Source organism: Tolypothrix bouteillei VB521301 (assembly GCF_000760695.4).
GTDB classification, from domain to species: domain Bacteria; phylum Cyanobacteriota; class Cyanobacteriia; order Cyanobacteriales; family Nostocaceae; genus Scytonema; species Scytonema bouteillei_A.
The window spans coordinates 3,690,347-3,707,231 of sequence record NZ_JHEG04000001.1; the positions used below are offsets into that span (position 1 = coordinate 3,690,347).

Here is a 16,885-nt window from a genome sequence, read left to right on the forward strand (position 1 = left end):
AATTTGACAGTGGGCTACGGGGTAAAGCTTTGAACTGTCTTAGCCCAAATTGTCGATTAAGAACCTTGCATTATTTGTGCTAAAAGGTTTTGAGTTTCTTCATCTGATAGATCTTCTAACTCAGCTAACAAATGATTTATTTCCTCATCTTCCGTGTTCTCAAGCTGAAGTTGGACGATTATTGCCGCTAGCTCAGCAATGTTCGGTCCTTCAAACAAGCGATGCAACGACAGATCTATACTGAAAGCTTCGCGCACTCGAGAAATCACTTGCGTTGCTAGCAGCGAATGTCCCCCTAGTTCAAAGAAGTTATCGTAAATGCCGACTTGTTCTATACCCAAAACGTTTGACCAAATCTCAGCGAGAACTTCCTCTGTAGGAGTGCGGGGTGCAACAAAGTTGTTGCGATTGCTAACATGAGATACATCTGGAGCAGGTAATGCACGCCGATTGACCTTTCCGTTAGGATATAGTGGCATCTTATCCAAGATGACCAAGGCAGATGGCACCATGTGCTCTGGTAAACGCTCTTTTAAAAAACTTCGCAATTCATTTGAGTTTAAGGCATTGGAATCGGCATTGAGAACAACATACGCGACCAACCGTTTGTCTCCAGGAACATCCTCTCTAGCCATGACTAATGTTTGTTGCACTGCGGGATGTTGGCTGAGGAATGCTTCAATTTCTCCTAATTCAATGCGGAAACCGCGAATTTTGACTTGGTAATCAATTCTTCCCAAAAATTCAATGTTTCCATCTGATAAGTAACGCGCTAAATCTCCAGTTTTGTAAAGTTTTGCGCCTGTTTCATAACTAAATGGGTTGGGAATAAATTTTTCTTCTGTAAGTTCGGGGCGGTTGAGATAACCTGTAGCCAGACCAATCCCGCCAATATGTAACTCTCCTGCATGACCAACAGGCACGGGCTGCAAATTTGTGTCTAAGATATAAGCTTGTACGTTAGAAATTGGGCGACCAATAGGAACATTAATATTTTGGGCATAGGGCTGATTCGTCCAAGCAGTCACATCGATAGACGCTTCTGTTGGACCATAGCAATTGACCAAAAGATTGCCTAAATTTAAGCGATCGTGAAAGCGCTCCATCAACTCTACTGATAAAACTTCACCGCCAGTGGTAATATGTCTGAGGCTTCGGCACTGCTCCAATTTCTTTTCCTCTAGCAGTGCATTCATTATGGATGGGACTAACCCAATAACAGTGATTTGCCGCTCAATAATCTCATTCACTAAGTAAGCTGTGTCTTTGTGTCCTTGAGGACGAGCCATCACCAACTGAGCACCAAATAATAAGGGCCAGAATATTTGCCACACTGAGGGGTCAAAGCTCAAAGAATAGGTTTGTAATACTTTGTCTTGTGCGGTCAGCTTAAACGTTTCTTGACGCCAGTGGAGCATATTGCTGATTCCACGGTGAGGAATCATGACACCTTTGGGTTTTCCTGTAGAACCAGATGTGTAGATAATGTACAGCAAGGAATCTGCTGTCACTTCACAGTTAAGGTTTTGTTGGCTATATCTACTAATGATTTCCCAATCTGAGTCTAAACAAACCGATTGTGCTTCATGAGTTGGTAAACTTTTAATACATTTCTTTTGAGTTAGTATGACTGGTATTTGGGTATCTTCTATAAGGAAGGTTAACCGCTCTTTTGGGTACTCTGGATCGAGAGGTACATACGCCCCACCTGCCTTGAGAATTCCCAATAACCCTACGACTACCTCTAAAGAACGTTCCATACAGATGCCAACTAAGACACCCGGCTTAACACCTAAAGTTTTAAGATAGTGAGCTAATTGGTTGGCGCGATTGTTCAACTTCTCATAAGTGAACTGCTCATTCTCAAACATCACTGCCACTGCATGGGGAGTTCTCTGGACTTGGTCTTCAAACAATTCATGGATACACCCTTGCGGATAATCTACTTGAGTTTTATTCCACTCACTTAATAACTGGTGTTCGCTAGGTGTAAGTAATGGCAGTTCGTCAATTTTCTGATGTGGGTTAGCAACGATCCCTGCGAGTAATGTTTGGAAATGACCGTACATTCTAGTTACGGTTATATCATCAAACAGGTCAGTATTGTATTCCCAAATCACACGCAAACCTTGCTTTGTCTCTTCTACTACTACAGTCATATCTAACTGAGATGTTAGCTTATCAACATCTATAGAAGCGATCGATAACCCTGGTAACTCCAACATTTGTTTTGGTGTATTTTGCAGGACAAACATGACTTGGAATAGAGGGTGAAATGAGAGCGATCGCTCTGGTTGGAGTTCTTGTACTAGCTTTTCAAATGGCAAATCTTGATTGGCGTAAGCGGATATTGCTATTTCTCGTACTCTTTGCAGCAGTTTCTGAAAACTGGGATTGCCAGACAGATCGGTACGCATTACCAAAGTATTGACAAAAAATCCAATCAGGTTTTCAATTTCTGTTCGATTGCGACCTGCGATGGGAGAGCCAACCAGTATATCTTGTTGTCCCGTGTAGCGGTATAGCAGAGTTTGAAATGCTGCCAGTAATGTCATGAACAGCGTTACGCTCTCTTTCCGTGATAGTGCGTTTAGTGCTTGTGATAAACTCTGGGGTATTTCAAAATACTGCGTTGCACCTCGAAAATTCTGTACGGGTGGTCGTTGTCTATCCGCAGGCAACTCCAGTACATTTGTTGCATCTGCTAAGTGCTGTTTCCAATAACTGAGTTGTTTGTTTAGCACGTCGCCTTCAAGCCATTGACGTTGCCAAACTGCGTAATCGGCAAATTGAATGGGCAACTTTGGTAGAGGATTGGGCCAATTCTCGGTGTATGCTTTATACAAAGTTGTCAACTGCTCAAACAAAATGCTCATTGACCAACCATCAGTGGCAATGTGATGCATCGTCAACATGAGGATATGCTCTTGTGGGGATAGCTCAAACAAGCACGCACGCAACATTAAATCTGATGCTAGATTGAAAGGACGTTGCGCTTCATTTTGTAGCTGCTTGTGTACGACAGTTGTGCGATCGCTCAGCGAGCAATCCTTGAGATCGACCACTTTTAGTTCTACTGACCGAGGTTCACCAATCACTTGTACTGGGGTTCCATTTTCTATAATAAAAGTAGTCCGCAGTACTTCATGATGGACAACAAGCGCATCTAACGACTTTTGCAATACGTCCACTTTCAGATCGCCTTGCAACTGCATCGCTTCAACTATGTTATATGCTGCACTGTCTGGCTTTAACTGCGCTAAGAACCAAAGTTGCTGCTGAACATAGGATAAAGGAACTGAGCGTCGGTTGACTTGTCGGGGAATAGGTAAATGTTCATTTTTACTCTGGTTTTGAAAAGTGGCGATTGCACTTGCTAAACCAGCAATCGTTGGTGTCTCAAATAAACGCTGCATCGGCATTTCCACACCAAAGGTTTGGCGTAATCGAGAAATCACTTGCGTTGCTAGCAGTGAATGCCCGCCCAATTCAAAAAAGTTGCTGTGGATTCCTATGGGTTCTAAACCCAAAACTTGTGACCAAATCGCGGCTAATATCTCTTCAGTAGGAGTGCGAGGTGCGACAAAATTGCTGCTATCAAGCAGATCGGATGCGTTTGGGGCAGGTAAAGCGCGGCGATCTACCTTTCCATTAGGGGTTAATGGTACAGTTTCTAAGAAGACAAAGGCTGATGGCAGCATATAATCTGGTAACCGCTCTTCTGCAAAGCCGCGCAGTTGACTTGGGGTGACAGGGACTTGCTCTGGTTTCATCACCAAATACGCCACTATCCTCCTGTTACCAGGAACATCTTCACGAACAATGACTATAGTTTGGAGTACAGCTGGATGTTGGCTAACTACAGTCTCTATCTCTCCTAATTCAATGCGAAATCCTCGTATTTTTACTTGATTATCAATACGTCCAATATACTCAATCTCACCATTTGGCAAATAACGAGCTAAATCTCCAGTTTTGTACAGGCGTGCAGTTTCTTCTTGAATAAAGGGGTTGGAAATAAATTTTTCATTGGTCAGTTCAGGACGGTTAAAGTAACCTCTTGCCAATCCCACACCACCAATATGTAATTCCCCAGGTACACCTACAGGAACTGGTTGCAAATGCTCATCAAGCAAATAAATTTGTGTATTGGCAATAGGACGTCCAATAGGTACAGTTCTTAACTGGCTTTGTCGCTGGCATTGCCAAAATGTAACATCAATCGCCGCTTCTGTAGGACCATACAAATTATGCAATTCGCATCTCAGACACTTGAAGAATTTTTCTTGGAGGTCAAGGGATAAAGCTTCACCACTGCAAAAAACCTTATGTAAGCTGTTGCATTGTTCTAACCCTTCGCTTTCCAGAAATACTTGCAGCATTGAAGGAACAAAATGCAGAGTTGTAATTTGCTCTTTGACAATAAGATTCACTAAGTAATTTGCATCTCGATGTCCACCTGGTTTGGCAATGACCAGACATGCGCCTGTTATCAGAGTCCAGAAGAATTCCCAAACAGAAACATCGAAACTGAAAGGAGTTTTTTGCAGGACTTTATCTACGGGTGTCAGTTGATATGCTTCTTGCATCCATAACAAACGATTGCAAACCCCTGAGTGAACGTTCATTGCACCTTTTGGCTTTCCAGTAGAGCCAGAAGTATAAATGACATATACTAAGTTGTCTGGTTGAACTCCACTGTTTAAATTAATCGTTTGTTCTCCAGAAATTTTTTCCCAATCAGTATCCAAACAAATAACGAGTGCCTGATGATTCAGCCTGGAGACGAGTTTTTCTTGAGTGAGCAGCACAGATACTTGGGAATCCGTTAGCATATATGCTAAACGCTCTTGAGGATACTCTGGGTCTAAAGGTACATAAGCTCCTCCTGCTTTGAGAATTCCCAACAAACCTACAACCATCTCCAGAGATCGTTCCATACAGATGCCAACCAAGACATCTGGTCTTACACCCAAACTTCTGAGATAGTGCGCTAGTTGGTTTGCACGGCTATTCAACGCTCGATAGGTTAATTGCTCACCTTCAAACACTAACGCAACTGCATCAGGAGTGCGCTTCACTTGTTCCTCAAACAACTCATGAATAAACTGCTGCGGATAGTCTTTGCGAGTATTGTTCCACTCAACCAACAATTGTTGTTTCTCAGTTGCATTGAGTAATGGTAATTGAGAAATTGGGCAGTCAAGATGAGTAACAAGACTCTCTAATAATGTCTGGAAATGCCCCCTCAATCGGTCGATCGTTCCTGGATTAAACAGATTGGGGTTGTATTCCCACACTCCTCGCAATCCTTGTTCGATGACTTCAATTGACAGAGTTAAATCCAATTTAGATACCAGACTAGCCATTTCTATAGGAGTTACAGTCAGTTCGGGTAACTCTAGCGTTTGTCTGGATGTGTTTTGTAAGACAAACATCACTTGGAACAAAGGATGATACGAAGGCGATCGCTCTATTTGAAGTTCTTCTACAAGTTTGTCAAATGGAACGTCTTGGTTAGCTCTTGCTTCTAAAACAACCAAACGAACTTTTTGTAACAAATCTCGAAAACTGGGATTGCCAGACATACAAGTACGCAAGACTAAAGCATTAGCTTTTGCCTCCATGAGTTGTCCTTCATCTGCCATTACGGGACATCCAACTAAAATGTCCTCTTGGCGACTGTAGCGAGACAGCAGAGTTTGGAAAGCTGCTAATAACGTGCAGAAAATAGTCACGCCCTCTTGTTGCGATAGTGCGTGCAGTTCTTGCGATAGATTTTGAGGAAGTGTAAAAGATAGCTTTTCTACCTCGCGTGTTTGCGCGACAGGTCGTGGTTTATCTGTCGGTAATTCCAGAACTAAGCTAGCATTTACTAGTTGTTGTTTCCAATAATTCAATTGTTTTTCTAACTGAAGAGTGGATGGATAGGATAAATTTGTGTTCATGGGGATACTAATTTTAATGCCTTAGAAAGGATTATCGTAATTTTTAAAAACTTATTTTTCAGAATTTTCTTAGGACCTCGAGTTTTCTTTCGGTATAAGCGTTAAGAAAATTTCTTAAGACTAAGTTGCAATTATTTTCAGCTTTGAAAAATTTAGTATTTCCCTGGTTTTTTAATGGTTGCAAAGAGCCATATTTAACAAATACCAAAAAAAATGTAAAGTTATCATTGCAATACTGGTTGTCATTATGAAATTATTGTGTAGCAAGACAACGAACTAAAAAAAACGAAAAACTAACTATCACAAAAAAACATATACACATACCTGGATACACAATTCTTTGCATTTCCTCACTAAAGTCAATACTGACTCTTGAGTTTTTGCTGCTTGAGATAGAAGGAGAGGAGAAGAGTTTTTCCCCATGAATTTCTCAATGATTGCCAGTGCTGTTCTCCTCTTCCTCAGAGATGTATTCATAGGTCAGACATATCTAGAGCGTCGGTATTGTATTCCCAAAAACCCGTTTTCTTCAAGTTGAGCTTACGAGAAATCGAGCTTTTCGATCCAGAGAAACCAGGTTGTTTGTCTTCATATTGATTTCTGCACGAACGCTCTAGGAATTGGTTGTGCATCTTCATCTAACTGTTTGTAGAGACACGGAAGAAACTCTGTTGGAAGCGTTGCTATATTTTTCTACGAGGAAAACTAATAAGTAAAATCTAAACTTTCTGCTTGCAATTGCTCTTGTGCTATCTGTATCAATTGGCGAGCCTTCTCTAACTTAGTTTCATCTTTAATCTTCTGACCAAACCTCTGTGAATACACAGTTTCGAGGTAATTTAAATAGGCTTGGAGATACTGAATTCGTAAATATGGGTTTTTATCCTGAAGAAACAAAATATCGGATTCCACCATGTAACGAATAACAAACATGGGTATAGGGCTTTGAAATGGATGAAATTTTGGATTGTGTGCTCCTGTTCCTTGAGTATGTTTGTGAAATTCCCCAATCATCAGCCCTAATTTTACAAAAAAAGGCTTCAGTATTTGGTGGTTACTATCAATGATTTGAGTTGCATCGTCAGGATCGACATCAGGTAGAACGATTAACAGCGATTTTTTTAAGGCGGCTACTCCCTCTCGTGGCTCTGTCTCAAGAAAAATATCTCGATAGCGTAAAATACTATCTATCAATTGCTGCTTTTCCAAGTTTTGAATTCTGAGAACTGCTAGAGACATACTGTTCGATCTAATTGAGTGAGGAACAAACGGGCACACAGGACCAGGTCTGCCCAAATCTGGATGAGAACGCCCTACAAAATTTTCAACCCACTCCATAGTTTTAATTAAGTAGGGAAGGTCTTGCTCAAGTTGGTTGAGATCGGTTGGTGTATAAAGTTGCATTGCGATTATTCCATGTATTTTTGTCAAAAAAAATTTGAAACGATGAAGAACGAAGTCACGAACAACCAAACATAATAAATAAGTGGCGTTCATTCCTCATAGGGAAGTGAATTTTGAGTATGTAGTGGTTAGCAGCTTGCTTGAATCTGCTTCTTCATAGAAACAGATATATGTATTCTCCACGTATTTGTGTACGTGCCTTTGTAAGAGCTTTGTAGGTTTGAGTCGTCAGATACTTTCTTCATGTAAATATTCTTCCTTCATAGAATCTTTCACTGACTCCTTAATTTCCACTTAATATATACGTCTATCAAAAAAAATGTAAAATTGAAACTCATAATACCTAATAGAATTGTAAAATTTTAGTGTAGAAGAGGGCATTACACTCTTTTGACACAATCCGATCGCTGTAGGTACATATTTTTGACACAATTATGCTTTTTATTGGGAGGATAGGGAATTGGAAATCCTATAACTTGTTTGTTATTTCTTATATGAAAATTTAATGAAGTTTGGTGTAAAAAGTATCAAGAAATGTATAACAAAACTTTGTTTATACAGAAGGAATAATTTTTTGTTGTAATAAAATTAAATCTATTTTTCCTAAATCAATCTAAGAAGTTAGTATAAAAAAAGACTAGGGTGAGTGCTGCTCGTAAGGATAGGGAATCGGGAGCAGGGGGAACACAATTTTCACGCGATCGCATTCTTGACAGAGATTTAGTTTTATGCATTAGAGCTTTAAAGAAAAACTTAATAAGAAAAAAATTTATTTAAAATAATGTCAATTAATTTGATGTAAAAAAGTTGTCAAAATCATCAGAAAAGAAGGATGATCTTGAGTAGCTCAAAAAATAACAACAGTCAAAATCTGCTCCCAAGCTTACTTGGATAGTTTCTAGAGGAAGACTTAAGCACAACAAACTAAGTAAGACTAATTGCTTGGCAGCAAGTGTGGACTGAAAGAGAGAACAACTAAGCAAAAAAGTTGAGATATATGAATATCAGCAGTGGAATGACCGCAGCGCAGGTATTGGGTCAGAAATTACCATTCCCGCTCAAGCGTTTGGCAGATTTAGCTTATAACTATTGGTGGAGTTGGACGAGCGATCGCATTACGCTCTTCCAAACCATCGATCCCCAAGAGTGGGAACGTTGCGGTCACAATCCAGTAGCAATTTTAGAAGCAGCATCATACGAGCGTCTTACCCAGTTAGCAGAAGATCCCTTTTACCTCAAGCAGATTGCAGCACTCTCAAAAGAGTTTGATGAGTACATCACCAGACAAGATACTTGGGTGAGCCGGGTAGCACCGCAAATTTCCAGAGAAAATCCCATTGCCTACTTCTGCGCCGAATTTGGAATTCATGAATCCTTACCCGTCTATTCTGGTGGTTTAGGCATCCTGGCTGGGGATCACCTCAAATCAGCATCAGATTTAGGTGTTCCAATGGTCGGCGTTGGCTTGTTATATCGTCAAGGTTACTTCCGACAAAGATTGAATCGAAACGGATGGCAAGAAGACTATTATGTAGATAACCCCTTCCATCGCATGCCATTGGAGTTAATTAGAAATCAGCAAGGGGAACCAATCGTTATAGATGTAGACATTCGCCATCGCCAGGTAAAACTGCAAATTTGGCGAGTGCAAGTGGGACGGGTGAATCTTTTCTTATTGGATAGCGATCGCCACGACAACGATCCCATAGATCGATGGCTCACCGGGCATTTATATGGTGGTAACCAAGAAACCCGTATTGCTCAAGAAGTGGTTTTGGGAATTGGAGGCGTCAAAGCCCTAACAGCGTTAGGCATTCAACCTTCCGTCCATCACCTCAACGAAGGACACGCCGCCTTCTGTACTTTAGAATTTGCCCGTCAGGAAATGGAACGCACGGGTAAATCCTTCTACGATGTAGAAGCCGATGTCCGTTCTCGGTGCGTATTCACAACCCACACACCCGTTCCCGCCGGTCACGATGTTTTCTCACCTGACTTAATAGATTCCTTCTTTGCTCAATACTGGCCCAAGTTACGCCTTTCTCGCGAGCAATTTTTGGCATTGGGCGCAAGAAGATTGGGCGATCCCTGGGAACCCTTTGGCATGACTGTACTGGCATTGAGAATGTGTCGAGCAGCCAACGGTGTGAGTGAATTGCACGGTCATGTTTCCCGGAAGATGTGGACGATTTTATATCCAGATCGATCCGAGGACAAAGTTCCCATTGGTTATATTACCAACGGAGTCCACGCTCCCACTTGGACTGCGCCCTTACTAGCAGAGTTGTACTCTCAATATTTAGGAGCAGATTGGAAGACACGCGTTATCGATCCCAAGACATGGGAGAAAATTGACGACATTCCCAATGAAGAACTGTGGTGGCGACATAGAGTTTTGAAAGAGCGGCTAATTGCCTACACGCGTTACAGAATTCAGAAAGCTCGCGAACAGCGTGGTGAAGATTACGACAAAATTCAAGCAGCTGCAACCTTACTCGATCCCAACGTACTGACAATTGGATTTGCCAGACGCTTCAGCCCTTACAAACGAGGTCACTTGCTGTTGCGTGATGCCCAACGGGCAATTCGGATATTTGGCAACGCCCAACGTCCGGTGCAAATTATTTTTGCAGGAAAAGCTCACCCAGCAGATGAAGAAGGCAAACGCATTATTCAGCGTTTGATGGAATGGTGTCGAGATTCAGCAATTCAGCATCGAGTTGCTTTTATAGAAGATTACGACATCTACGTCGGTCAAAAACTAGTTCAAGGCGTTGATGTTTGGTTGAATAATCCCCGCCGCCCCCTAGAAGCATCAGGTACGAGCGGGCAAAAAGTTTGCTTTAACGGAGGCATTAATTGCAGCGTATTAGATGGTTGGTGGTGTGAAGGCTACATAGCAGATGCAAATGGTAAAGGGATAAATGGGTGGGCAATTGGTGAGGATGCTCACACCAGCGATCAAGATTTGCAAGATAGTATAGACTCAGAGTCGCTTTATAAGCTTCTGGAAGAGGAAATAGTACCTCTATACTATGACCAAGACAGCAATGGTATTCCTCACCGTTGGGTGCAAATGATGAAAGCGTCAATTAAGACCAACTCACCCCTCTTTAATACAGATAGGATGATTGCTGACTACGTATCTCAGGTGTACGTTCCAGAGATTGCGACAAGTTTCCAACCCATTTTGGCAAAAGTTTTGCTTTAAAAAATTCACAGTTTCCTGGTTCAGTATCAGGGCAGGTATCATACCTGCCCTTTTCTTACTGTATTGTGTTAGGCTAACTGTAGTCATTTTGGACAATTCACTTTTTAAAGAAGTCAGGTAAGCTAAAACACGTTTAACTGGCAAATTTTTGAGGTTTGAGAAAAAGCACCAGACTCTTCCCTCTCGGTCTGCGCCCTCAGCGTCTCTGCAAGTTAATATGCAAATTAGATGGAACAGCCGATCTTGCCAATTCTCGAGATCGATAACCTCTCTATAACTGGGTAACAAAGCAGCAGTAAAGTTTGGTGTTGCAAAATAATAAGAAGTTATCAAAAATGACAGTTTTTCAACTACCCGACGGTCCCAAGACCCATCCTTGGATTCAAACACTCCAGTGGCTGACGAACCCTCTGGAATATATGGAAGATTGTGCAAAGCGCTACGGTGAGATTTTTACTCTCCGCATAGGACCCCGTTTTACGCCCCAAGTTTTTATTAGCAATCCTCAAGCAATTCAACAGATTTTTACCACCGATCCAAAATACTTGGACTCTGGCGAATCAGCTGGCATCAGTTCTCCATTGTTAGGGAGACAATCCATGCTGGCTTTAGAAGGAAAACCCCACCAACGGCAAAGAAAGCTATTAACGCCTCCCTTTCATGGGGAACGAATGCAGGACTACACCCAGCTTATAAACAATATTACCAAGCAAGTGACTAGTCAATGGAAGGTTGGGGAATCTTTATCCATACGGCCTTCCATGCAAGCCATCTCCTTTCAAGTGATTTTAAAAGCTGTATTCGGATTACAGGAAGGGGAGCGTTACGAAGATTTAACAAAGCAGCTGAGTGCAACGCTCAATCCAAAATATCCTTTGTTGAATGCTTTTGTTTTTCTTTTTCCCATCCTGCAAAGAGATTTTGGTTCCTGGAGTCCAGGAGCAAGAATGATGCAGCGAATCCAGCGTATAGATGAACTTGTCTATGCTGAAATTCGAGAGCGTAAAGAGCAAGCAAATTCATCCCGCAATGATATTCTTTCTTTAATGATGTTGGCTCGTGACGAAAATGGTGAGCCAATGACTGATGTGGAATTGCGAGATGAGTTAATTACTTTATTAGTGGCTGGTCATGAAACCACTGCCACTGCTTTAGCCTGGGCTTTTTACTGGATTCATAAGTTGCCAGAAGTTCGCGAGAAATTGTTACAAGAAATTGATAGTTTGGGAGAAAACCCAGAGCCAAATGCTATCTTGCGATCGCCCTATTTAAGTGCTGTTTGTTCTGAGACATTACGTCTTTATCCAGTAGTAACACTGGCATTAAATCGATTGGTTAAATCTCCACTTGAAGTCATGGGTTATCAATTAGAACCAGGTACTTTGGTAGTGCCTAGTATTTATTTGACCCATCATCGAGAAGATTTATATCCTGATTCAAAGCATTTTAAGCCAGAGCGTTTTCTAGATCGTCAATTTACTCCCTATGAGTATTTACCATTTGGTGGTGGTAATCGTCGCTGTATTGGTCTGGCATTTGCTTTGATGGAGATGAAACTAGTTTTGGCAACAGTACTCTCCATGTGGCAAATGGAACTAGATGATAGTCAACGCGTGCAGCCAGTACGTCAAGGTGCTCTTATGAGACCATCACTCGGAGTACCAATGGTGGTGAAAGGATTGCGGCAATCTCAAAAAGTCTTGGAAACTGTCACATCTGTCTAGTTTGTTCGGCTCATCTACTGTTTGCTTCGGTAGATGAGCGATCTTTAAAAAGTTATGGAACCGCAGATGAACGCAGACGAACGCGGATAAATTTGTACTTTTTTCAGGTGAGAACCCTATATTTTTAATCCAATTTGAATCCAAAACTCTTGAGTTAAAGGGTAGCCAAGCTTTTAATCATAATCTATGTAATTATTGCATTTCCAAAGAACTTTTTTACAAAAGTTCTTTGCTATACACTCTAAATTTTTAAGTTATTCAAAACAACAAGAACCAATAGGAACTAGTACTAGGCGGGAGCATACACTTTTGCAAGAAACATAATTATTTGATGCCAGAACCCTCAGTATATAGTTTGTCTAAAAAAGACTATCTGCCAAAACTGGATGCTCCCTACTAGGCATTATTACGATATTTTTCAGCTACCAAGAAAAAATGAAGTGAAGCAAATGTTAATAGTGAGAAATACAACGAAATTAGGCAAGATTGTCAGTGATTCTATCTGCATCCTAGCCTTTTTGTTGCCCCGTCAGCAAAACTTAGTAATTTGCCAGAAACCCTGGAGAGATTTTGCACGTAGATGCTGGAATAGTTATATAGATTTAACTCAAACCCTGAAATCCCTACCTATAAATGAGAATGTTGAAGAATATTTAACCTAATTTTAGCGCTCCAATTCCTCTTTGTTTATTCACAACCAACTGCATGATATTTAACCACAGCGACCCCATCATTAAGAAGCTCTTTTAGGACTAATCTCGAATGCCAACTCAGCGCGGTAAAAGCAAACATCAAACGCTAGAAAGAAATTCATATGTCCCAAAATCAAAGGAGCATTCCTGTCTCTTGTCCAAGCAAAAGCTAGCTCTACCGGAGGAAACTGCTCAACATTTGCTATCAACACCAATGCTCGCGCTTCAAACCTAGCTAAATTACCTCCTAATGGAACAGAGAGTTTTTGACGTTCCCAAACTGCTCCTAGCCTTAAACCCATTTCGTATGGTAATACATTGACGCTAGAACCCGTATCTAGCAAGCCCGATACATTTAGAGATTGGTTTTGATAAGTTAGGACTAGCGGAAGATAGGGCAGCGTACTTAATGCACCAAGTTGTGGATTTACCTCAGTGAATACAAATCTAACTCGATCATCCATGTGTCGTCGCTTTTTCCTCTACCAACGCCTTTGCTAAAACAGCAGCAGCCTCAAAAGAATCGTATAAGCCTTGACTAGCTACTCTGTCCTGAGTGTCCAATGAAGCTAAACCTGATTCCTTCAATAATTCAGTTACCAAGAAATGTAATAGAAGAAGCTTATCAGAGTGAGATAATTCCTTCAGAAGAGGCATAAGTTCAGTGAGAGGCATAAAATGTTTAATCAATTTGAACTACAGCTATTATATCGTTGCCAGTTAATTGCGGAACAAAGTCTTCGATACGAAAGGAAGTTGGTAATGGAGGAAGAATATGCTGTTGTTTTTTTGGTAATAACCCACATTTCGCAGATGTGATTGATGTTACTAGTAATTTTGAAAAGTCAAGCCTAGAAGATTTCTATCAGTCTAATCTTTTAGGTTTAAATTAACTTTATAAAACCAAAATTAGAGAATCTACCAGCAAATTAACTTTACAGATTCTCCTAATATATTCGCTTTCGCCATCAATCAACTAACTTATCTAAAATCAATCAATGTTAACTTAGCCAAGACTATTATAATCTTCGCTCAAATTCTGATATATTTCAAAATGTCTCCAACTTTTTGAGTCAAATAACTTAGTTCAATTTATCAGATAGTATTGACGGCAACTTTCACCTAAATAACTTAATATTTTTTGACGTTCCTCTGTTAAATTGCTCATTTGTTGCTGTCCATCTATCAGCAACAAATGTACAGATTGAAACATCTGAAATATCCATCTCATTGTCGGTTTATTTGTGAATTTTGTTACCTGATTTCTGACGCTACCATCTGATAATAATAATGCTTGCCTCAACTTTCTTTGTGCTAGGTTATAGAATAGATTCAACCCGCGTTTTAGTAATATGAAAGTTAATTGGGAACTAACTGCACTCTCTAATGCAGTTAGTTAACTCTAGGTTTAACGTTTAAGGAGTGGTAAGCTTTGCTACATCTACGTGATTAAGGACGTACACCATATACATTAAAAGTATTTAGCGTATCGGGCACTAAAGAATTTTTTTCAACTACAACATTAAATTCATTGTTAGTAAGGATTTCTTGAATTCTCTCTAATCTGCCTTCTCGGGCATGCACCTCAATAACTACTTGCTTTATTTTCTTCCAGTCACTCTGATTGATACCTTGTAAAACTTGATATTCTTCACCTTCTACATCTATTTTTAATAAGTCAATAGACCTAATATTTAAATCATTAACTATAGAAGATAAAGTTTTAACTTCACCCTTAACTAGCTGACTTTGAAACAGATATTTTACTTTTTCCTCATTTAAGAGACTAGTCATAACTTTTCGTTGTTCTAATTTTTCTATTGGTTTTATTGTTGAATTACCAGCCATATTTGGATAAAATGTAAACAATACATCTGCTTTATTTTGTGAACTTAATCCATAATTAAATAATGATATATTGGCTACAGAGTGCAACCGAATATTAGCTTGTAGTATCTCAAATATCTCCCTTACAGGTTCAAATGCGTAAATTTTTACTTTCTTTTGCAGTTTATTAATAAATAAAGAAAATAATCCTATATTAGCTCCAACATCAAAAATACAATTTCCTTCATTAATAGCAATACCATTTCTAATATATTGCTGTTCTGTAAAAATTTCGGAATATATATATTCAGTTTCTTCTTTACCAAGATAATAACATTCCAGATTATTGGGCAAAGTTAACTTTTTAAATTCCATGCTTGACGCTCCTTATTGGATTTTTAAGAAGATGGTTGTAAAGGCTACCGTTGTATCAAGATTTCCCCTATCCTAACCTGCCTTAGAAGAGGGATTTAGGGGGGAAGCATCGCAATTTGGCAAAAACACTCTTGCGATGTTCGTAATCGCCGCTATACAAGCAAAGCCTGTGTAGGCAGACTTTGCTATGGCCCTAAAATTCGGTTCTTACAGGCTTTTTTTGCACTCGTAGGTATGCTCCCTTCAGGGGGAGTTAATATTTTGGATATCTCAGTCACCAGTTTTAAAACATCTTCTAATAAATACGTAACTTTTAAAAGAAAATGAGCTTACGCCAGTACTGGTTTTCTTGTGAATACAGCCTTTTCTATAATATCAGCAGCGCGAGTCACTCCTCCCGCTTTACGAATCGCTTCTTGTAATCTCAAAGCATTTTGCTTGTAAGAGTCTTGTGTCAAAACTCGCTCGATCGCACTTCGCAATCTAGGTACACTTAATTTTTGTAGCGGCACAACTTCACCTGTTCTGGTCCAAGCAATACGTGCTGCTACCCCTGGTCCATCATTAGCAATTGGAATTGCTACTATCGGTACACCATTACTTAGAGATTCTAGAGTTGTATTTAGACCAGCATGGGTAATAGTCAGAGAGCTTTTTTTTAACAACTCTAATTGCGGCGCATATTTAACAACCAAAGGAGATTCAGGTAAGTTAGGTAGGGCTTCTGGTTCCAATGCACCTCCCAAAGAAATTACTAACTGAATATTCAATCCTTTACATGCTTGAGCAATATATTGAAAAATTTGCTGGTTGTGACCTAGTATGCTTCCTAAAGAAGCATAAACTAATGGTTTTTCATTTATTTTTTCAAAAGGGAAATCAATAGATTGTCGTCCTACAGCATCATGGTAAGGTCCTGTAAAATGAAACCACTCGGGCAAATTCTGCCTTGGAAATTCAAATTCTGCTGGTTGTTGACTAATCTGAGCGAGTGGAGAAAAAGCATCATTAGAGCGAGAGGGTATTGGCAAATTGTGATTTTGTCGATATTCAGCTATGACCTCTCCAATAGGCTTACTCACGCTTTTTAGTAATTTGTAACCTACGTGATTGCGTAGAAGCGCCCACCACGCAGGATTGTAACGCCAGTTTGTAAAATGAGGGGGAACGCCAGGTTCATAATTAAGAACTATCGCACTGCACACAGTTATGAAGGGCATACCCAGAGACTCTGCAACCACTGCTCCTCCTGGTGAAACTTGGTCTACTAATAATGCTTCTACACCTATCTCTTTGATGACTTTTGGAAGATCTCGTAGAATAACAATTGCTGCCTGCTTCAGCAGGTTAACGGTGTATTTCGTTGCTGCCAATCCATTAAGTTTACCCAATTCTGTCAAACCTTGAGCCATCGCCCCACTAGGAAACTCAGATTCACCAATTGCTTGGAATTCCAATCCTGCTGCTACCGTTTTACATTTAGCATCGAGTACCCCAATTAAAGTGACGCGATGACCGCGATTTTGCAGTTCTTTCCCCAGGGGAAGCATGGTATTGAGGTGACCTGTTGATGCAGGACAGATTAATCCAAAATGAGTCATGATAAATGATGTTACTTAAGGTGACTTTAAAGATATGAAACCGTACCGGGTATAGCTACGCAATAGCAGCTCGTATCTTTATAGGTGTCAGTGACATCTGCTT

General features: G+C 40.3%; 8 protein-coding genes and 1 pseudogene. 2 read left to right on the plus strand and 7 right to left on the minus strand.

Annotation, left to right across the window (positions count from 1 at the left end; all coding sequences use genetic code 11):
• Window positions 1-56 precede the first annotated feature (56 nt).
• On the minus strand, window positions 57-5,966 hold the full coding sequence (locus tag HC643_RS14575) for an amino acid adenylation domain-containing protein (RefSeq protein WP_473827430.1): 5,910 nt from the start codon (window positions 5,964-5,966) through the stop codon (window positions 57-59).
• 687 nt (window positions 5,967-6,653) lie between these two features.
• Window positions 6,654-7,352 (minus strand): DUF6875 domain-containing protein, encoded by a 699-nt coding sequence (locus tag HC643_RS14580; protein WP_038074803.1) that lies wholly within the window; start codon window positions 7,350-7,352, stop codon window positions 6,654-6,656.
• 997 nt (window positions 7,353-8,349) lie between these two features.
• On the opposite strand from HC643_RS14580, the gene glgP reads away from it, so the two are divergent.
• The gene (gene glgP / locus HC643_RS14585; RefSeq protein ID WP_038074800.1) at window positions 8,350-10,563 is read left to right on the plus strand and encodes an alpha-glucan family phosphorylase; all 2,214 of its coding nucleotides are present in this window, start codon (window positions 8,350-8,352) and stop codon (window positions 10,561-10,563) included.
• A 335-nt stretch (window positions 10,564-10,898) separates the two neighbouring features.
• The gene (locus HC643_RS14590; RefSeq protein ID WP_038074797.1) at window positions 10,899-12,287 is read left to right on the plus strand and encodes a cytochrome P450; all 1,389 of its coding nucleotides are present in this window, start codon (window positions 10,899-10,901) and stop codon (window positions 12,285-12,287) included.
• A 733-nt stretch (window positions 12,288-13,020) separates the two neighbouring features.
• On the opposite strand, the gene HC643_RS14595 is transcribed toward HC643_RS14590, so the two are convergent.
• From HC643_RS14595 to HC643_RS14615, 5 genes and pseudogenes are all read right to left on the minus strand, one after another.
• Window positions 13,021-13,443, minus strand: coding sequence for a hypothetical protein (locus HC643_RS14595; protein WP_038074790.1), 423 nt, complete (start codon window positions 13,441-13,443; stop codon window positions 13,021-13,023).
• Window positions 13,436-13,654 (minus strand): hypothetical protein, encoded by a 219-nt coding sequence (locus HC643_RS14600; RefSeq protein WP_038074786.1) that lies wholly within the window; start codon window positions 13,652-13,654, stop codon window positions 13,436-13,438. Before HC643_RS14600 ends, HC643_RS14595 begins: the two co-directional genes overlap by 8 nt.
• A gap of 412 nt (window positions 13,655-14,066) precedes the next feature.
• Window positions 14,067-14,309 (minus strand): annotated as a pseudogene (locus HC643_RS42570) (IS1634 family transposase); the annotation flags it as partial.
• Between the two features lie 119 nt (window positions 14,310-14,428).
• On the minus strand, window positions 14,429-15,181 hold the full coding sequence (locus HC643_RS14610; protein WP_038074782.1) for an FkbM family methyltransferase: 753 nt from the start codon (window positions 15,179-15,181) through the stop codon (window positions 14,429-14,431).
• A 329-nt stretch (window positions 15,182-15,510) separates the two neighbouring features.
• Entirely contained in the window at window positions 15,511-16,782 is a 1,272-nt protein-coding gene (locus HC643_RS14615) for a glycosyltransferase (protein WP_038074780.1), read from the minus strand.
• Window positions 16,783-16,885: the final 103 nt, after the last annotated feature.